Genomic DNA, 17,630 nt, shown 5'->3' with positions numbered 1-17,630 from the left:
TAGGTCCAGTTTACTTGTTGTTTCGGCCTTCAAGCAGACCGGCGATCAGCTTCGGCGCACTCGATTTCAGAGCTTCACCGCGGCCGGACAGGCTGGGATTGGTCATGAAATATTGCTGCGCATTAAACGGTTCTTCGCCCTTGCGCACTTCCATGCGCCGTGACGTACCGTCGGGCAATATCTCGTAGCTTTGTTGATTGTCAATCACGTTGCCGAGCATAATCTGTGACAAAACCTGCTCGTGGACGGTCGGATTCGTCAGCGGAACGAGGGTTTCGACGCGGCGATCGAGGTTTCTCGGCATCATGTCCGCTGAGCCGATATAGACGAGAGCCTTGTCGGACGGCAGGCCATGACCATTGCCGAAGCAGAAGATGCGGCTGTGCTCGAGGAAGCGGCCGACGATCGATTTGACGCGGATCTTGTCGGAGAGGCCCGGCACCTGGGGACGCAGGCAGCAGATGCCGCGCACGACGAGATCGATCTCGACACCGGCACGGCTCGCCGTATAGAGCGCGTCGATAATATCGGGGTCGACCAGCGAGTTCATCTTCATCCAGATCGCCGCCGGCCGGCCGGCGCGGGCATGTTCGATCTCTTCGTTGATGTGGCGAAGGATGCGCGGGCGCAGCGTGTAAGGCGAAACGGCAAGCTGCATCCCTTCTTCCGGCTCACCGTAACCGGTGATGAAGTTGAAGATGTTCGCCATGTCGTGGGCGATCACAGGGTTGCAGGTGAAGAAGGACAGATCCGTGTAGATCTTCGCGGTGATCGGATGATAGTTGCCGGTGCCGAGATGGCAGTAGGTGCGCAGCTTGCCTTCCTCACGACGGACGACGAGCGACATCTTGGCGTGGGTCTTGAGCTCGATGAAGCCGAAGACGACCTGCACGCCGGCGCGCTCAAGGTCGCGCGCCCAGCGAATATTGGCCTCTTCGTCGAAGCGGGCCTTGAGCTCGACCAGCGCCGTCACCGACTTGCCGGCTTCGGCTGCGTCGACCAGGGCGCGCACGATCGGGCTGTCGTTGGAGGTGCGGTAGAGTGTCTGCTTTATCGCCAGAACATCAGGATCGTGCGCAGCCTGGAGAAGGAACTGGACCACCACATCGAAGGACTCGTAGGGATGGTGGACCACCATGTCCTTTTCTCTGATGGCGGCGAAGCAATCACCGGCGTGTTCACGGACACGTTCTGGAAATCGCGCATTATAGGGCGGAAAACGCAGGTCGTCGCGCGGTGCCTTGGTGATTTCGGAGAGCGTGTTGAGCGCCAGCAGGCCGGGCAGAACGGCAACGCGGTTATCCGGAATGCTGAGTGCCTGAACCACGAACTGGCGCAGCGAGGCCGGCATTTCGGAATCGGTCTCGATGCGGATGACCTTGCCGCGGCGGCGGCGCTTGAGCGCGGTTTCGAAGAACCGCACGAGATCCTCGGCCTCTTCCTCGACTTCGATATCGCTGTCTCTGATGACGCGGAACGTACCTGAGCCCTGCACCTCGTAACCCGGATAGAGACGGTGGATGAAGATGTTAGCAACGTCTTCCAGCGTAATGTAGCGGATCGTGTTGCGATCGTCTGGCAGGCGGACAAAGCGGTCGAGCGCCGGGGGCAAGCGCAGCAGCGCTGTCATCGGCTCGCGACCGCTGCGGCTTACGAGTTGCAGGCCGATCGAGAAGCCGAGGTTCGGAATGAACGGGAACGGATGGGCCGGATCGATGGATAGCGGCGTCAGGACCGGGAAGATCGACTGCTCGAACTCGTTTGCCAGCCACTGGCGATCGGCATCGCTGAGCGCACCCGGACGTACGATCAGGATGTCTTCCTTGGCGAGATACTGCTGCAAGACGGCGAGCGAGGCCTGCTGCTCCATCTGCAGATGATCGATCTCACTCAGGATCGAATCGAGCTGTTCGGCGGGAGTGCGGCCATCAGGGCTCTTGACGACGATGCTCTGGCGCACCTGGCCTTCGAGGCCGGCGACACGCACCATGAAGAATTCGTCGAGGTTAGCGGCCGAGATCGACAGGAAGCGCACGCGCTCCAAGAGCGGATGCTCGGTGTTCAGCGTCTCCTCGAGGACGCGGCGGTTGAACTGCAGCCAGGAGAATTCGCGGTTGATGAAGCGCTCAGGGCTGGAGAGAAGCTGCTCCAGCGGCGGTTGGTCCGCGCTGTTGTCCGGAGTGGGTTCCTGATGTTCCTGGTATGCGCTGTCCATGGTCCACTCACCCTGCTTCAATCGCTTTCGGCGAATATATCAGTTTCACGACGGAACTGTGACAGTCAATCGCCCGAGCCGGAATTTCCCAATTCATTCAATACTTCAGCTGCGAGCGAACGGGTAATCCCCGTGCCTCTGGAAAGCGCCAGCCGATCGAGCCTTTCGACAATCGTCTGGGCGGCGTTGAGCGACCGCTCCATGCGATTGACGATATAAAGGACGAGTTTGTCATCTATATAAAGCTGCCGGTCGGCGAAGAGCTTGACGATGACCTGCGACAGCAATTCCTCGTCCGGTTCGCCGATCTCGACGACCGTCGCAGCCTTCAGGCGCGAACGCAGATCGGGCAGCGCGACCGGCCAGGACATGGGCCAGAGGCGGCTTGTCATCAAGAGGCTGGTGCCGTTTTCCCGCACGCTGTTGATGACATGGAAGAGCGAGGCGTCATCGAAGCCTGTCCGGTCGACGTCCTCGAACAACACGGGACCGTTGGCGGCCGCGACTGCCGCATCGGAACCGGCCAGGGGATGGATGATTTCCGCCCCGCTCAGTTCCTTCCAGATGCCGGCGAGATGCGATTTTCCGGAGCCGACGGGACCGGCAAGGATGACGACCGGCGACGGCCAGTTCGGCCAGGCATCGACGATCGAAACCGCGGCAGCGAGACGTTCCGACATCAGGAGGTCGTCGCGGCCGGTTGCAGCGTCATGCGAAAAGGCCAAGGGAAGCTGTTCTCCGGCCTTGCGCTTCGGATCAGCGTTCTTCACGTCATTCATCGGAAACAGATTTCGTCTTCCCGGCCCGGTCGCTCGTCAACCTGCCATAGTAGAGATCGCTTTGAAGGTAGCGCGAAAGCGCAAAGCGGACAAGGACGCCAACAGCAGCAGCGGCCGGCACCGCGATCAGCAGGCCGACGAAACCAAAGAGCGCGCCGAAGGCAAAGAGCGCGAACATCAGCCAGACGGGATGCAGGCCGACGCTGGAGCCAACGAGCTTCGGCTGGAGGATGTTACCTTCCAGAAACTGGCCGCTGAAGAAGACGGCGAGAACAGCGACGATCCAGACATAATCCGGCCAGAACTGGACGATCGCCACGCCGATTGCGAGCACAAGCCCGACCATCGAGCCAACATAGGGGATGAAGCTGATCATGCCGGCGAAAAGCCCGATGAGCAGGCCGAAATTCAGGCCTACGATTGAGAGGCCAACAGCATAATAAATGCCGAGGATGAGGCAAAGCGAACCCTGCCCTCTGATAAAGCCGGCAATCGCCTGATCCATCTCCCTGGCAATCTGGCGCACGTCGTTCACGTAATCGCGCGGCACCCACTGATCGACCTTGGCGACCATACGATCCCAGTCGAGCAGGATGTAGAAGGCGACAACCGGCGTGATGACGAGCAGCGAGATGACGTCGACGATCGCCTTGCCGGAATTCCAGATCTGGGCAAAGAGCCCCGTCAGAAAACCCATGCCTTCCGACAGGATGCTGGAGAAATTATTCTTGATGGTGCCGAGTTGGCTTTTGATCCAGCCAGGCAGCACGGAATCCTGGTAGTCGGCGATGAATTGCTGCAGCAGGGTGATATAGCCCGGCAGGCGCTGGGCGAAATCGTTGAACTGGGTGATGAGGACGGGAATGAGGATCATCAGCGCCAGCACGAAGACGATGACGAAGGCCACCAGAATGACGATGGTTGCCATCAGGCGGCTCAAGCCAAACCGCTCCAGCCTGTCGGCCACCGGATCGAGAAAATAAGCGATCGTCATGCCGGCAATGAAGGGCAGCAGGATCGAGCTGAAGATGTAAAGGAAAGCGACAAAGACAAGCAGAACCGTCGCCCAGAAGATGACCTGGCGCTTTAATATCGTTCCGCTGACCTGTTGTGGCATCGCTTCCCCGCTGATCGCTCGCCCCTGCCCATGCCGCTTTAGAACGACCGTGGCCGCTCCAGCACATAGGATGGAGGCGCAAAGATGGTCAACCCTATTGCACCGAATCCGGAAAGCGCACAGGGATTAGCTGGAAAATGGGGGCTTTTCCCTTGCAACGCTTGCATAAAGCGCACTCTCATGCAATTGCGACCGGCATGTGACGCGGTCCTTTATCCGCAGCTTTAAATCCTCCGGAGATCAGCATGAGCCAGTCTGGGAAAAACGGTCTGACCTATAGCGATGCAGGCGTCGACATCGATGCCGGAAACCTAATGGTGGAGAAGATCAAGCCAGCCGTGCGCTCCACGCGCCGTCCGGGCGCCGATGGCGAGATCGGCGGCTTCGGCGGGCTCTTCGATCTCAAGGCCGCAGGCTTTACGGATCCCGTGCTGGTTGCCGCCAATGACGGCGTCGGCACCAAGCTGAAGATCGCCATCGATGCCGACTATCACGACACGGTCGGCATCGACCTCGTCGCCATGTGCGTCAACGATCTCGTCGTGCAGGGCGCCGAGCCGCTGTTCTTCCTCGACTATTTCGCGACCGGCAAGCTCGATCCGGATCAGGGTGCAGCGATCGTCGGCGGCATCGCTGCCGGCTGCCGCGAGGCGGGCTGTGCGCTGATCGGCGGCGAAACGGCGGAAATGCCGGGCATGTATTCCTCGGGCGACTATGATCTCGCCGGCTTTGCGGTGGGTGCGGCCGAACGCGGGAAGCTGCTGCCGTCGGGCGATATTGTGGAAGGCGACGCCATTCTCGGCCTCTCCTCCTCCGGCGTTCATTCCAACGGCTTCTCGCTGGTGCGCAAGATCGTTTCGCTTTCCGGCCTCGGCTGGGATGCGCCGGCGCCGTTTGCCGAGGGCAAGAAGCTCGGCGAAGCGCTGCTGACGCCGACCCGCATCTATGTGAAGCCGCTCTTGAAGGCGATCCGCGAGACGGGCGCGCTGAAGGCGCTTGCCCACATCACCGGCGGCGGTTTTCCTGAAAATATTCCGCGCGTGCTGCCGAAGCATCTCGCCGCCGAGATCGACCTTGCCGCCGTCGAGGCGCCGGCCGTTTTCTCGTGGCTTGCCAAGACAGGCGGCGTCGAAGCCAAGGAAATGCTGCGCACCTTCAACTGCGGCATCGGCATGATTGTCGTCGTCGCCGCAGAGAATGTTGCAGCAGTCTCCCAGGCGCTTGAAGCGGAAGGTGAAAAGGTTGTGACGCTCGGCCGCATGGTCGCCCGCACTGAGGGCGAAGCTGGCACGATCTACAAGGGTACGCTCGCTCTATGAGTTCGCCGCGCAAACGCGCTGTCGTCTTCATTTCCGGCGGCGGCTCCAACATGATGGCGCTGGTGCAGGCGGCAAAGGCTGAGGATTATCCGGCCGAGATCGTCGGCGTGATTTCCGACAAGGCAGATGCAGGCGGGCTGGCCAAGGCAGCGGCGGAGGGCATTGCGACTTTCGCTTTCGTGCGCAAGGACTATGCCAGCAAGGACGCGCACGAGGCGGCGATCCTTGCCGCGCTTGACGAGCTTTCACCCGATATCATCTGCCTTGCCGGCTATATGAGGCTGCTCTCGGGCGCCTTCATCCAGCGCCATGAAGGCCGGATCATCAATATTCACCCTTCCCTGCTGCCGCTCTTTCCGGGACTGCATACGCACCAACGGGCGATCGACGCCGGAATGCGGATTGCCGGCTGCACCGTGCATTTCGTTACCGAAGGCATGGATGAAGGCCCTGTTATCGGCCAGGCGGCCGTGCCTGTGCTTGCGGGTGATACCGCCGATGCGCTGGCGGGACGCGTACTGACGATCGAACATCAGCTCTATCCACAGGCGCTGCGTCTCTTTGCTGAAGGCAAGGTGAAGATGGAAGGCGGGAAAGCGGTTGGAGCGACCGCTTCCGCCACCGCCCCGAAATCCCAGCTTATTTCGCTGATCGGCGACTAGCTTCAGGCCGCAAGAGCCTGAAGCGGATGCGATGGACGCCGCCCAGCTCGACCGCCACCAGATCGGCGCGCTGGCCGATGGCGGTCTCGCCACGATTCAGGCGACCGGCGGGAGCGGCCCGCATTGCCGGTCGCCATGGCAACGGCTGCCGACGGCCCGCCCTCCACGATATCAACAAGCTTGAAGATGCCAGGCGCGAAGGCGGCCGGATGATAATCGGCGGCGATGACGCTGGGCAGTCAGGCTCTCGCGGCATCGAGCGCGCTCAAATTGCCTGGCATTGACTGGCCACGCGGCGCGTTCGGCGCGCCCATCACCAGGCACCAACGACCCCGAGCCATTGCATTGACTAGTTATAAACTAACTAGTAAGATTATGATTATGACATCAATCAAACGTTCTCCAATAGCGCTCGCTGTCCTTGCAATGCTCATGGAAGAGCCGCTGCACCCTTACCGAATGCAGCGTCTCATCAAGGAGCGCGGCAAGGACGAGGTGATCAATGTCACGCAAAGGGCGAGCCTTTATCAGACAATCCAGCGGCTCGAACGTGAGGGTTTGATCACCCCCCAGAAAACAATCCGGGATGACAAGCGTCCCGAGCGGACGGTGTATGAGATAACCGAGAAGGGTCGCGACGTCGCGCTGGACTGGATGCGGGCGATATTGTCGACATTAACGCGGGAATATCCGGAATTCCCGGCAGCCATTTCATTTCTTCCACTGCTTACGCCTGATGATGTGGCGAGCCAGCTTGAGCTCAGGGCAAAAGCCATCGACTCGGAGCTTCACAGGATCGACGACGCCCTGCAGGAAGCGCAGGCCGTTCCAAGGCTCTTCCTTCTCGAGATGGAATATCTCCAGGCGCTTCACGCAACCGAATTGTCCTGGGTCAACAGCATTGTCGAAGACCTGCGCGCACAGCGCATCACCTGGACAGAAGAGTGGCTGAGGCAGATCGCAGCGAAATTCTCCATCGATCCTAAACTCGATCAGGACTAGCACCATGAAGGTTTTGATTATCGGCGCCGGGACCGGCGGCTTGGCACTTGCTCATCTGCTTAAGCAGGCTGGCGTTTGCATTGCCGTGTATGAGCGCGACTTCGCGCCGAACGCCGATACCGGTGGTTATCGCGTGGGCATCAGCCCGGCTGGAAGCCGAGCGCTGAAAGCCTGTATCCCCAGCGAGCTCTACGAGCTCTATGTCGCCACCTGCTCCAGGTCGCCGCGCTATTTCAACATGCTCACTGAACAGTTGGGCGAAGTGCTGAGCTTCGATATCGATGATCAAGGCCCGAACGCTCTCGACGGTGAAAAGAACGTCATTCGAAAGACGCTGAGGCGGGTTCTGCTCAGAGGACTTGAAGACGACGTTTTCTTCGGGAAGGCGTTTGAAGGTTACACAAGTAGCGCTGACGGGTCGGTCACCGCTTGCTTTCAGGATGGAAGCCTCGCGACAGGTGATGTCCTTGTGGGAGCCGATGGCACGAGCTCGACCGTACGCAACCAACGTCTGCCGGAAGCGCGTCTCGAAGACACGGGGATCGTATCGCTCGGGGGAAAAATTCCTATGACGGCCGAGGCGAAAGCTCTGCTGTCGGACAAAATGTTCAAAGGCATGTCGCTGATTATGGCACCGATGGGCTTCGGTGCAATTGTCCACTCGCTCGAGTTCGCCAACATCAGAAGCGGCTCTGGTTTTGCTGCTCGTTGGCCGGATTTCGTCGAAGCACTCGACGAGGACAGCATCGGCTGGGGCGTATGGGGCGCTCGGCAGAATTTCCCGCGGGACCCAACCGGCCTGAGCGGCAAACAGTTGCAAGAGCTGGGCTTGGAGATCACTCGGGACTGGCACCCGCACCTGCGTGCACTCATCCGTATGACCGAGCCCTCAACGATCCACGATGTCAAGATGAGGACCTCCGTTCCGCTGACGCCTTGGACGAGTTCGAATGTCACCCTTCTCGGTGACGCCGTCCATACGATGACACCCGGACGAGGCGCGGGCGCCAATACAGCGCTTCGCGATGCCGCTCTGCTTGGACGCATGCTGGTCGAAGCGGACCAAGGACAAAAGCCGCTCCTCGAAGCCATACATGCCTACGAAGTCGAGATGCTTCGCTATAGTACCGAAGCAGTCCAGGAATCGAAAAAACAGATGGATGCCAGCGACCTGGCCCATCGGCCAATTGTCGGCAGACTTCAGCTGGCTGCGACGCGTGGCGCCATGCGTACCATCAACGCAATACCTGCACTAAAGCGGCGCACCTTTCGGCAGATGATGCGAGTTCGCGGGGAAAACTAAGGCCGTCGAGGATAGGGTCGATCCGCCTCAGAGATAACTCGACGAATCAGGCGTCGATCGTCTTACCTCGCTATCGAAGTTTGCCCTTATTCAGGAGCGCCCATTGCAGCAGCGTGATCGTCTTGAGATCGATGATTTCGCCCTTTTCGACCATCGCAAGGGCTTCCGGGAGCGGGATTTCCAGCACCTCAATGTCCTCATGCTCTTCCTCAAGGCCGCCGCCGTCGGATGTGCGGTCGGCGGTATCGATCCTTGCTGCGAAAAAATGCACGACTTCGGTAATGGAGCCCGGAGCCGGATAAGACTTGAAAAGGAAGCTGATGTCACGGACCGTATAGCCGGTCTCCTCCATCGCCTCGCGGCGGATCGCGGCCTCAGGTTCATCGCCGTCGAGCAGGCCGGCCGGGACTTCGATCATCCAGGCGGGATCGTCGTTTACATAGGCCGGCAGACGGAACTGCTTCACCAGCACGACGACATCGCGCGTGGGATCGTAAAGCAGAATGCAGGCGGCGGGCGTGCGGTGATAGACCTCGCGCGGCAAGCGATGGGTCACGCCATTCCGATCAGTGTAGTCGATCTGGTAGCCGACCAGCTTCGTCCAGCCGTCGGACAGGATTTCCTTGCCGACGATTTCCACTTTTGCTTTCGATCGCGTCATAAAATGTCCTTGGCGGCGTCCTTCCGGAGCCAGACCTTGTTGTCATGGACGGCAGCGCCGCCATAGGGCGCCACGGGATCGGCGCCGGTGAGTACGTTGATGCCTTCGCCGTCGACATGTGCCTTGTTCGGCCAGAGGCCTTCGGCAATCAGCACGCCGGGCTTGACTTCCGTGGTGACGCGAACATGGAGGCGCAGATCGCCGCGGACATTGCCGATGCGGACGAGATCGCCGTTATCGACGCCGTTGGCTTCGGCATCGGCGGGATTGATCATCACTTCCGGGCGGCCTTCCTTCTCGCGCGAGGTCTTGGTCTCCGAGAAGCTCGAATTCAGGAAGTTGCGTGCCGGTGATGTGGCAAGGCGGAAGGGATGTTCGGGATCAGCAAGTTCGATGACATCGACCTGATCCGGGAACGGCGGCAGTGCGGCATAGGGGCCGAGCGCGCCGACCGAGGCCGGCGGCTTGTTTGGCGAAGCACCGTTCACCCAGTCCGGACGGAAGTGGAACCTGCCGTCGGCATGGGCGAAACCATCAAGATAATGCGCCTCCTCAAAGGCCGGCTGCCGATCGAACCATTTATGCTCAAGGAAATGGTCGTAATCCGGCAGACCGCTTGCCGCCAGAACGCGATCGACCATTTCGCGCGCCGTGAAGCCGAAGCCGGGGCGATCGGCGACACCGAGGCGTTTGGCGAGTTCCTCGATGACGAAGAGGTTGGTGCGAACAGTCGGCGGCGGCTCGACGAGCTTCGGGCCGAGAAGGATATGGTTTTGGCCGCCGGCGCGATAGATATCGTCGTGCTCGACGAACATGGTGGCGGGAATGACGATGTCGGCCATGTCGGCCGTCTCGGTCATGAACTGCTCGTGGACCGCGACGAAGAGATCGTCGCGGGCAAAACCGCGCTTCACAAGCCGCTGCTCCGGCGCGATGTTCACGGGATTGGTGTTCTGGATCAGCATGGCCGTAACAGGGCCGCGATGGCGGAGTGCCACGGCATCACCCGTCAGTGCCCGGCCGATCTGCGACTGGTCGATCATGCGGATATCGGCATCCTTCATCGACTTGCCGGTCAGCTCCGCATTGTTCATGCGGAAGATATCGCTGTTGGAATGGAAGGCGCCGCCGCCCTCATATTGCCAGGAGCCGAGCACGGTGGCGATCGAGGCAGCCGCATGCATAGCGACCGCGCCGTTGCGCTGGCGGGTGAAGCCATAGCCGAGGCGGAAAAAGGTCTTCTTGGTCGTGCCGACGAGCTTGCCGAAGGCTTCGATCTCATCGACCGAAAGGCCGGTGATGGCAGCGGCCCATTCCGGCGTCTTTGTCTTCAGATGCGCTTTGAGGCCAGCGGGATCATCGGCATATTTCGCCATGTAGTCGCGGTCGGCATAACCATCGCGGAAGGCGATGTGCATGGTGGCGCAGGCAAGTGCTGCATCGGTGCCGGGCTTGACGATCAGGGCCATATCGGCCTGCTTCATCGTCGGATTGTCGTAGATGTCGATGACGACGATCTTGGCGCCGCGCTCCTTGCGCGACCTGATCGCGTGGGTCATCACGTTGACCTGCGTGGCGACCGCATTGGTGCCCCAGATGACGACGCAGTCGGTGCGCGCCATCTCGCGCGGGTCGGGGCCGCGCAGCATGCCTGTCGCCATGGTGAAGCCGGTCCAGGCGGGGTTGGTGCAGATCGAAGAGAAGAAGCCGGAATAGCGCTTGGCGTGGCGCAGGCGCTCGATCGAGTCGCGCTGCACCCAGCCCATGGTGCCGGCGTAGAAATAGGGCCAGATGGCTTCGCTACCATCCTTTGCCTCGGCCTTCACGAAGGCTTCGGCAATCTCGTCCAGCGCGTCATCCCAGGAGATCTGCTGCCATTGCCCTGCCCCTTTGGCGCCGGTGCGGCGCAACGGATGCATGAGACGATCGGGATGGTAGAGGCGCTCGGCATAGCGGGCGACCTTGGCGCAGATGACGCCCGACGTATAGGAATGGTCACTGGCGCCCCGGACGCGGCCGATGCGGCCGTCTTCCGTCAGGTCTATCTCCAGTGCGCAGGTGGAGGGACAGTCATGCGGACAGGCCGTGTGACCGATCCGGGATTTGGCGTGGATGGGGGTCGCAATGTTCATGCGATTTCTATATGCCAAGGCTCGACCGCCCAAAAGGCACAAAAACTCCCAATGATCCGAATTCATAACAGGCATCAGCGAAAATGAACTATCGCCACATCTACCATGCAGGCAATTTTGCCGATGTGCTGAAGCATGCGGTGCTGGCGCGGCTGATCCGCTATATGCAGAAAAAGGACGCCGGCTTTCGGGTGCTCGACACACATGCCGGTCTCGGCCTCTACGATCTCTCCTCCGAGGAAGCGCAGAAGACCGGCGAATGGCATGATGGTATCGGCAAGCTCTTGGAAACCGATCTTGGGCCGCAGGTCTCGGAGCTTCTGGAGCCCTATCTTTCTGCCGTTCGGCAACTGAACCCGCAGGGCGGCCTGCGCTACTATCCCGGCTCGCCGAAGCTTGCCCGCATGCTCTTCCGCCCGCAGGACCGGCTTTCGGCGATGGAACTGCATCCGGAAGATTTTGTCCGGCTGCACCGCGTCTTCGAAGGCGATCACCATGCGCGCATTACCGAGCTCGACGGCTGGCTGGCGCTCGGCGCGCATCTGCCGCCGAAGGAAAAGCGTGGCATCGTGCTCGTCGATCCGCCTTTCGAGGAGGACGGCGAATATGAACGACTGGTGGATGGCCTCGCCAGGGCCTATCGGCGCTTTCCTGGCGGGACCTATTGCCTCTGGTATCCGTTGAAAAAGGGCGCGCCGATCAAGGAATTCCATGAGGCGCTGCAGGCAACGGACATTCCGAAGGTGCTCTGCGCGGAACTTGCCGTGCGCAGCGACCGCGAAACGACGGGGCTGACCGGCTCTGGCCTCATCATCGTCAATCCGCCCTTCACGCTGAAGGACGAGCTGCACCAGTTGCTGCCGGCCCTAAAGGACCATCTGGCGCAGGACCGTTTCGCCTCGCAACGGGCCTTCTGGCTGCGCGCAGAGACGAAACCTGTCAAGGCCGATTGACCGACTCGGCGCTCAGGAATAGTCCGGCGCCATCCGTATACCGAAAAGGTGCCCCATGAAGCTTCTCTGCTCTCCGACCTCGCCTTTTTCCAGCAAGGTGCGCTTGGCTGCCCGCCATCTCGGCCTGGAGATCACGGAAATACGGGTCGATACGAATGCGGGACCGGCGATCCTCGTGGACAACAATCCGCTCGGCAAGATCCCGACGCTGCTAACGGATGACGGTGTTTCCATCTTCGACAGCATCGCCATCATGCATTATTTCGACCGGATGACGAAGGGCGCGCTCTACCCTTCCAAGAAGGGCAAACGCACCGATGCCGAAGTGCTGGAAGCGCTATGCGACGGCGTCTGCGACTGCCTCCTGGCGATCGTCTATGAGCGCCGCTTCCGCGATGAGGAAAAGGTGCATCAGCCCTGGATCGACCGGCAGTGGAAGAAGGTCGAGACCGCACTGAACTATCTGGCCGCCAATACGCCGAAGCTCGGCAAGAAGCTGCATGCCGGGCATTTCGCGCTGGCCGCCACGATCGGCTATCTCGACCTGCGCTTCAGGGGCCAGTGGGAAGAAGACCATGCCGAGCTGATCGGCTGGCTGCGGGAATTCGAGAAGAAATTTGACGGCTATGAGCAGTTGAAGCCGCAAGTCTGAGCGATTTGAAATTGGTGAAGACAACAAAAAAGCCGGACACGAAGCCCGGCTTTTTTCATGTTCGCTGCAATCCGAATTAGAACTTGACGCCGATACCGACCTTGACGCTGTTTTCGTCGAAGCCGCGCGAAACGCTGCCGGAGTTCAGGTTGTAGTCCTTGTCCTGATAGTCGGTATAGCGGTATTCGAGGCGCGTCGTGATGTTGTTGGTCACGAAGGCTTCCACACCGGCGCCGACCGTGTACCCATAGGCGGTCTTGCTGTCGGAAGACGTACCGTCGGAAACCTTGGTGTTGGCGAGCGCCAGACCTGCCGTACCATAGAGCAGGAAGGGGTTCAGGTCGTAACCGACGCGGCCGCGGACGGAGCCGTTCCAGTCGGTCTTGTTCTTGATGCCACCCTGAGTGACGTCTGCATCGCCATAACCGAGATCGGCTTCAGCACCGTAAACGATCTGGCCTTGCTGGAAATTGTAGCCGGTGAAGAGCTGACCACCCCAATCATAGGTATTGCGGTCGGAACCGAAGCTGCCCGCGTTGTAGGTCGCGGCGCCACCGAGGTAGAAACCCTGCCAGTTGTTGACCGGAGCCGGGGTGTCCTCAGCGACCGGTGCCTGCGGGACCTGATCCACGGCATCGGCTGCCTGGGCTACCGAGAAACCGCCAACGGCGAGAGCGGAAGCCATGAGGCCAGCAAAGAGTATACGCATACTTTTCTCCTTTCAGTCCCGCGCGCTCGTCAACTCAAACTTCGGCGAAGCATTCACGGGGGATTACTAAATGTCCCTTCCGGATCGAGAGTGAAATTGGAATGCAAATGCGGATTTGAAAGAGCCAAATTGTGATATCATTGTGGCTCCGCGGCGGCAGAAATTCGATGTTGCTTGGCTGCAACATACCGTTTATTAAGGATAATAAACAGTTAAACTTACAATACTTATTTTAATAAATCGCGATCGCAAATAATACATAGAATATCCGGGCCGAACAGGCAATGTTTTCGGCCTATTTATATAATCAGAGCCTGCCCTTATATAGTCAGCAAACGAACTCGCTGGACCAGAAGGCAGCATCTTGACCAAGAAAAGACTTCGCGCGGCGCTTGTGACGGGTGCTGCCAAAAGAATAGGCCGGGCAATCGCCGAAGACCTTGTTGCTGATGGATTTTCGGTCGCAATCCATGCCAACGGCTCGCTCGCCGAGGCTGAGGATTTTGTGGCGGAATTGCGGCAAAGGGGCCATCAGGCGGTTGCGATCAAGGCCGATCTCGCCAAAATCGATGAGACCGGAGGACTTGTCGGGAAGGCGTGCGAGGCGCTCGGCCCGATCGATCTTCTCGTCAACAACGCATCGATTTTCCTTGAGGATTCGCTCCGCAAATTCGATGCGCAGGTGTGGGACGAGCATTTCGCCGTCCATGTTCGCGCGCCTTCGATACTCGCCGCCAAATTCGCCGAACAGCTGCCGGAAACGGCCGAAGGGCTGATCGTCAACATTATCGACCAGCGCGTCTGGGCGCTGCGGCCGAGCTTCTACTCCTATACCCTGTCGAAATCGGCGCTGTGGACGGCGACACAGACCATGGCACAGGCGCTGGCGCCGCGCATCCGCGTCAACGCGATCGGCCCCGGCCCTACAGTACCGAGCGAACGGCAATTGCAGGAAGACTTCCAAGCGCAGGTTTCAGCCCTTATCTTGAAGCGGGGACCTGAGCTCAAGGAATTTGGCCGAACGATTCGTTTTCTGTTCGAGACCCCTTCGATCACGGGTCAGATGATTGCACTCGACGGCGGCCAGCATCTCGCATGGCAGACGCCGGACGTGCTGGAGATCAAGGAATGAATGCCAAGAAGCTGCCCGATGGCGGTGTTCTTTACGACGAGACTGACGAGAACGACGACGACATCATCGAGGTGGAAGGCGAAGCCTCTGCCGCGCCGATTGCTGCGTCGGTCGACTGGAATGCCGGCAGCATCAATGAAACCGGCCTTGTCGGTGCGGATCTGATCGCCGAATTCGTCAAACGCCTGCCGAACAGCCCCGGCGTCTACCGGATGTTCAACGAGGCGGGTGACGTTCTCTATGTCGGCAAGGCCCGCAGCCTGAAGAAGCGCGTCGGCAATTATGCGATGGGTCGCGTACACTCCAACCGTATCGCCCAGATGGTGCGCCAGACCGCCAATATGGAATTCGTCACGACGCGGACGGAGACCGAGGCGCTGCTGCTGGAAGCGAATCTCATCAAGCGCTTACGGCCGCGCTTTAACGTGCTGCTGCGCGACGACAAGTCGTTTCCCTATATCCTGATTACCGGCGATCATCGGGCACCAGCCATCTTCAAGCATCGCGGTGCGCGCGCCCGCAAGGGCGATTATTTCGGCCCCTTTGCTTCGGCAGGCGCGGTCGGTCGCACGATCAATTCGCTGCAGCGCGCCTTCCTGATCCGCACCTGTACCGATAGTGTCTTCGAGACGCGCACCCGGCCCTGCCTGCTCTACCAGATCAAGCGCTGTTCCGGACCCTGCACCCGTGAGGTCAGTGACGAGGGCTATGCGGAGCTGGTTCAGGAAGCCAAGGACTTCCTGTCCGGCAAGAGCCAGAAGGTGAAGGAGCATATCGCGGAGGCGATGAACGCCGCCGCCGAGGACCTCGATTTCGAGCGCGCCGCGATCTATCGCGACCGTCTTGCCGCGCTCTCGCATGTGCAGAGCCACCAGGGCATCAATCCTGCCGGCGTCGAGGAGGCGGATGTCTTCGCCATCCATCACGAAGGCGGGATTTCCTGTATCCAGGTCTTCTTCTTCCGCACTGGCCAGAACTGGGGCAACCGCGCCTACTTCCCGAAGGCCGATCCGCAGCTTTCCGGCGCCGAAGTGCTGAACGCTTTCCTCGCGCAGTTCTACGACGACAAGCCGGTGCCGCGGCAGATCATGCTGTCGGAGATGGTGGACGAGCTGGAGCTGCTGGCCGCCGCACTCAGCGAGAAGGCCGGGCACAAGGTTTCCATCCTTGTTCCCCAGCGCGGTGAAAAGCGCGACCTTGTCGAACATGTCGTCGCCAACGCGCGCGAGGCGCATGGCCGCAAGCTTGCCGAAACGGCCTCGCAGTCGCGGCTGCTGGAAGGTTTCAAGGACACGTTCGGCCTGCCCTATGTGCCGCAGCGCGTCGAGATCTACGACAACTCGCATATCATGGGCACGAATGCGGTCGGCGGCATGGTGGTCGCCGGGCCGGAAGGCTTCGTGAAGAACCAGTATCGCAAGTTCAACATCAAATCGACGGAGATCACGCCCGGCGACGACTTCGGCATGATGCGCGAAGTGATGACGCGGCGCTTCTCGCGCCTGCTCAAGGAAGAGGGCATCCCGGATCGTAGCACGCAGGTTTCCGCTGCCGATGCGGCCGACATGCCCTTTCCCGCCTGGCCCGACGTGATCCTTATCGACGGCGGTCAGGGGCAAATGACGGCGGTGCGTGCGATCCTTGAGGAGCTCGGCATTACCGACAGCATCATCGCCATCGGCGTCGCCAAGGGTGTGGACCGCGAGGCCGGCCGTGAGCGTTTTTTCGCACCCGGCAAGGGAAGCTTCACGCTGCCGCCGCGCGATCCGGTTCTCTACTTCATCCAGCGCATGCGCGACGAGGCGCACCGTTTCGCGATCGGCTCTCATCGGGCGCGGCGCAAGAAAGAGATGGTCAAGAACCCGCTCGACGAGATCGGCGGCATCGGCCCATCCCGCAAGCGGGCGTTGCTGCAGCACTTCGGAACGGCGAAGGCGGTGTCGCGCGCTGCCCTTTCCGATCTCATGGCGGTTGAAGGGATTTCCGAGACCGTCGCAAAGCAGGTCTACAATCATTTTCACGACGACGCCGCGAAATAAGCGGTGCCGGTCGCAAATTCCACGCAAAGGCAGCGAAAAAACAGAAAGAATGTTGACGGTCGAGGGGCAAAGCCGTCATCTACCGCCGCATCAATACAGAGAACCGCATCATGGCATCGCGTGCGTATAACATCCCCAATCTCCTCACCTACGGCCGCATCCTGGCAGTGCCGCTGATCGTTGTCTGCTTCTTCATCGAAGGACGGCTGAGCAGCAGCGACACGGCGCGCTGGGTGGCGCTGTGGATCTTCGTCATCGCCTCGCTCACCGATTTCCTCGACGGCTACCTCGCGCGCATCTGGAACCAGACGTCGAATATCGGCCGCATGCTGGACCCGATCGCCGACAAGCTGCTGGTTTCCGCCATCCTGCTTTTGGTCGCTGCCGACGGCACGATTGCCGGCTGGTCGCTGTGGGCGGCGATCATCATCCTGTGCCGCGAAATCCTGGTTTCGGGGCTGCGCGAATATCTTGCGGGGCTGAAAGTCAGCGTGCCGGTCACGCGCATTGCCAAATGGAAGACGACGCTGCAGCTTGTCGCCATCGCCTTCCTACTCGCCGGCCCGGCGGGCGATGCCATTTTCCCCTATACGACCTGGACGGGGATCGCGCTCCTCTGGATCGCCGCACTTCTGACGATCTATACCGGCTATGATTATTTCCGCGCCGGGCTGAAACACGTGGTGGACGACGAAGAATGACACGGCTTGTCTATTTCGCCTGGGTGCGCGAGCGCATCGGCAAGGGAGAAGAGGAAATCGACCTCCCCGCTTCCGTCATCAGCGTTGCCGATCTTCTGAACCATTTGAAGGGGCTAGGCGAAGAATATGAGATGGCTCTTCAATATCCCGATGTGATCCGGGTCGCGATCGATCAGGAGCATGTGGAGCACGACGAGCCGATAACAGGCGCGAAGGAAATCGGCATTTTCCCGCCAATGACGGGCGGCTGAGAA

Annotated in this window: 16 protein-coding genes and 1 pseudogene; 10 read left to right on the top strand and 7 right to left on the bottom strand. The window is 60.2% G+C overall.

Annotated elements, in window-relative coordinates; all coding sequences use genetic code 11:
• Positions 1 to 10 precede the first annotated feature (10 nt).
• The 3 genes from J2X71_RS15225 to J2X71_RS15215 form a co-directional block, all read right to left on the bottom strand.
• Entirely contained in the window at positions 11 to 2,215 is a 2,205-nt protein-coding gene (locus J2X71_RS15225; RefSeq protein ID WP_310382888.1) for an RNA degradosome polyphosphate kinase, read from the bottom strand.
• 65 nt (positions 2,216 to 2,280) lie between these two features.
• A complete protein-coding gene (gene hdaA, locus J2X71_RS15220; protein ID WP_310382887.1) occupies positions 2,281 to 2,994 on the bottom strand; it encodes a DnaA regulatory inactivator HdaA in 714 nt (237 codons plus the stop codon).
• Positions 2,987 to 4,111 carry an AI-2E family transporter gene (locus tag J2X71_RS15215; protein WP_310382886.1) on the bottom strand — a complete coding sequence of 375 codons (1,125 nt, stop codon included), beginning with the start codon at positions 4,109 to 4,111 and terminating at the stop codon, positions 2,987 to 2,989. The genes hdaA and J2X71_RS15215 overlap by 8 nt, the downstream gene beginning before the upstream one ends.
• 245 nt (positions 4,112 to 4,356) lie before the next feature.
• Here J2X71_RS15215 and purM point away from each other — a divergent pair, with 245 nt between their 5' ends.
• Both purM and purN read left to right on the top strand, forming a co-directional pair.
• Positions 4,357 to 5,430: a phosphoribosylformylglycinamidine cyclo-ligase gene (gene purM, locus J2X71_RS15210; RefSeq protein ID WP_310382885.1), complete on the top strand. Its 1,074-nt coding sequence runs from the start codon at positions 4,357 to 4,359 to the stop codon at positions 5,428 to 5,430.
• Complete coding sequence (gene purN, locus J2X71_RS15205) at positions 5,427 to 6,092, top strand: phosphoribosylglycinamide formyltransferase (RefSeq protein WP_113323410.1); 666 nt, start codon at positions 5,427 to 5,429, stop codon at positions 6,090 to 6,092. Before purM ends, purN begins: the two co-directional genes overlap by 4 nt.
• Positions 6,093 to 6,114: 22 nt before the next feature.
• Here purN and J2X71_RS15200 read toward each other — a convergent pair.
• Positions 6,115 to 6,436 (bottom strand): annotated as a pseudogene (locus J2X71_RS15200) (alpha-D-ribose 1-methylphosphonate 5-triphosphate diphosphatase); the annotation flags it as partial.
• A 37-nt stretch (positions 6,437 to 6,473) separates the two neighbouring features.
• Here J2X71_RS15200 and J2X71_RS15195 point away from each other — a divergent pair.
• Positions 6,474 to 7,094, top strand: a complete 621-nt coding sequence (locus tag J2X71_RS15195) for a PadR family transcriptional regulator (RefSeq protein ID WP_310383301.1) — start codon at positions 6,474 to 6,476, stop codon at positions 7,092 to 7,094.
• A 4-nt stretch (positions 7,095 to 7,098) separates the two neighbouring features.
• Positions 7,099 to 8,397 carry an NAD(P)/FAD-dependent oxidoreductase gene (locus tag J2X71_RS15190; RefSeq protein WP_310382884.1) on the top strand — a complete coding sequence of 433 codons (1,299 nt, stop codon included), beginning with the start codon at positions 7,099 to 7,101 and terminating at the stop codon, positions 8,395 to 8,397.
• A 70-nt stretch (positions 8,398 to 8,467) separates the two neighbouring features.
• Here J2X71_RS15190 and J2X71_RS15185 read toward each other — a convergent pair whose 3' ends face one another.
• Positions 8,468 to 9,058, bottom strand: coding sequence for an NUDIX domain-containing protein (locus J2X71_RS15185; RefSeq protein WP_310382883.1), 591 nt, complete (start codon positions 9,056 to 9,058; stop codon positions 8,468 to 8,470).
• On the bottom strand, positions 9,055 to 11,256 hold the full coding sequence (locus tag J2X71_RS15180) for a molybdopterin oxidoreductase family protein (RefSeq protein ID WP_310382882.1): 2,202 nt from the start codon (positions 11,254 to 11,256) through the stop codon (positions 9,055 to 9,057). Before J2X71_RS15180 ends, J2X71_RS15185 begins: the two co-directional genes overlap by 4 nt.
• A 17-nt stretch (positions 11,257 to 11,273) precedes the next feature.
• Between J2X71_RS15180 and J2X71_RS15175 the strand changes: the two genes are divergently transcribed.
• Positions 11,274 to 12,143 carry a 23S rRNA (adenine(2030)-N(6))-methyltransferase RlmJ gene (locus J2X71_RS15175; RefSeq protein ID WP_310382881.1) on the top strand — a complete coding sequence of 290 codons (870 nt, stop codon included), beginning with the start codon at positions 11,274 to 11,276 and terminating at the stop codon, positions 12,141 to 12,143.
• Between the two features lie 55 nt (positions 12,144 to 12,198).
• Positions 12,199 to 12,795, top strand: coding sequence for a glutathione S-transferase (locus tag J2X71_RS15170; RefSeq protein ID WP_310382880.1), 597 nt, complete (start codon positions 12,199 to 12,201; stop codon positions 12,793 to 12,795).
• A gap of 76 nt (positions 12,796 to 12,871) precedes the next feature.
• Here J2X71_RS15170 and J2X71_RS15165 read toward each other — a convergent pair whose 3' ends face one another.
• A complete protein-coding gene (locus J2X71_RS15165; protein ID WP_310382879.1) occupies positions 12,872 to 13,504 on the bottom strand; it encodes a porin family protein in 633 nt (210 codons plus the stop codon).
• Between the two features lie 364 nt (positions 13,505 to 13,868).
• Here J2X71_RS15165 and J2X71_RS15160 point away from each other — a divergent pair, with 364 nt between their 5' ends.
• The 4 genes from J2X71_RS15160 to moaD all read left to right on the top strand — a co-directional run bounded on the left by J2X71_RS15160 (position 13,869) and on the right by moaD (position 17,627).
• Positions 13,869 to 14,636, top strand: a complete 768-nt coding sequence (locus J2X71_RS15160; protein WP_310382878.1) for an SDR family oxidoreductase — start codon at positions 13,869 to 13,871, stop codon at positions 14,634 to 14,636.
• Positions 14,633 to 16,675 (top strand): excinuclease ABC subunit UvrC, encoded by a 2,043-nt coding sequence (uvrC, locus tag J2X71_RS15155; RefSeq protein WP_310382877.1) that lies wholly within the window; start codon positions 14,633 to 14,635, stop codon positions 16,673 to 16,675. Before J2X71_RS15160 ends, uvrC begins: the two co-directional genes overlap by 4 nt.
• Positions 16,676 to 16,785: 110 nt before the next feature.
• The gene (gene pgsA, locus J2X71_RS15150) at positions 16,786 to 17,376 is read left to right on the top strand and encodes a CDP-diacylglycerol--glycerol-3-phosphate 3-phosphatidyltransferase (protein WP_113323400.1); all 591 of its coding nucleotides are present in this window, start codon (positions 16,786 to 16,788) and stop codon (positions 17,374 to 17,376) included.
• The gene (gene moaD, locus J2X71_RS15145) at positions 17,373 to 17,627 is read left to right on the top strand and encodes a molybdopterin converting factor subunit 1 (protein ID WP_310382876.1); all 255 of its coding nucleotides are present in this window, start codon (positions 17,373 to 17,375) and stop codon (positions 17,625 to 17,627) included. The genes pgsA and moaD overlap by 4 nt, the downstream gene beginning before the upstream one ends.
• The last annotated feature ends 3 nt before the right edge of the window (positions 17,628 to 17,630 follow it).

It is taken from the genome of Rhizobium sp. 1399, assembly GCF_031455475.1.
GTDB lineage: Bacteria > Pseudomonadota > Alphaproteobacteria > Rhizobiales > Rhizobiaceae > Rhizobium.
The sequence above is the reverse complement of the archived record's forward strand: the minus strand, read 5'-3'. Positions and strand labels throughout refer to the sequence as shown.

Excerpts from the sequence above, each read along its gene's own strand:
- J2X71_RS15225 (WP_310382888.1), bottom strand. The coding sequence starts at position 2,215 with ATGGACAGCGCATACCAGGAACATCAGGAACCCACTCCGGACAACAGC.
- hdaA (WP_310382887.1), bottom strand. The coding sequence starts at position 2,994 with ATGAATGACGTGAAGAACGCTGATCCGAAGCGCAAGGCCGGAGAACAG.
- J2X71_RS15215 (WP_310382886.1), bottom strand. The coding sequence starts at position 4,111 with ATGCCACAACAGGTCAGCGGAACGATATTAAAGCGCCAGGTCATCTTC.
- purM (WP_310382885.1), top strand. The coding sequence starts at position 4,357 with ATGAGCCAGTCTGGGAAAAACGGTCTGACCTATAGCGATGCAGGCGTC.
- purN (WP_113323410.1), top strand. The coding sequence starts at position 5,427 with ATGAGTTCGCCGCGCAAACGCGCTGTCGTCTTCATTTCCGGCGGCGGC.
- J2X71_RS15195 (WP_310383301.1), top strand. The coding sequence starts at position 6,474 with ATGACATCAATCAAACGTTCTCCAATAGCGCTCGCTGTCCTTGCAATG.
- J2X71_RS15190 (WP_310382884.1), top strand. The coding sequence starts at position 7,099 with ATGAAGGTTTTGATTATCGGCGCCGGGACCGGCGGCTTGGCACTTGCT.
- J2X71_RS15185 (WP_310382883.1), bottom strand. The coding sequence starts at position 9,058 with ATGACGCGATCGAAAGCAAAAGTGGAAATCGTCGGCAAGGAAATCCTG.
- J2X71_RS15180 (WP_310382882.1), bottom strand. The coding sequence starts at position 11,256 with ATGAATTCGGATCATTGGGAGTTTTTGTGCCTTTTGGGCGGTCGAGCC.
- J2X71_RS15175 (WP_310382881.1), top strand. The coding sequence starts at position 11,274 with ATGAACTATCGCCACATCTACCATGCAGGCAATTTTGCCGATGTGCTG.
- J2X71_RS15170 (WP_310382880.1), top strand. The coding sequence starts at position 12,199 with ATGAAGCTTCTCTGCTCTCCGACCTCGCCTTTTTCCAGCAAGGTGCGC.
- J2X71_RS15165 (WP_310382879.1), bottom strand. The coding sequence starts at position 13,504 with ATGCGTATACTCTTTGCTGGCCTCATGGCTTCCGCTCTCGCCGTTGGC.
- uvrC (WP_310382877.1), top strand. The coding sequence starts at position 14,633 with ATGAATGCCAAGAAGCTGCCCGATGGCGGTGTTCTTTACGACGAGACT.
- pgsA (WP_113323400.1), top strand. The coding sequence starts at position 16,786 with ATGGCATCGCGTGCGTATAACATCCCCAATCTCCTCACCTACGGCCGC.
- moaD (WP_310382876.1), top strand. The coding sequence starts at position 17,373 with ATGACACGGCTTGTCTATTTCGCCTGGGTGCGCGAGCGCATCGGCAAG.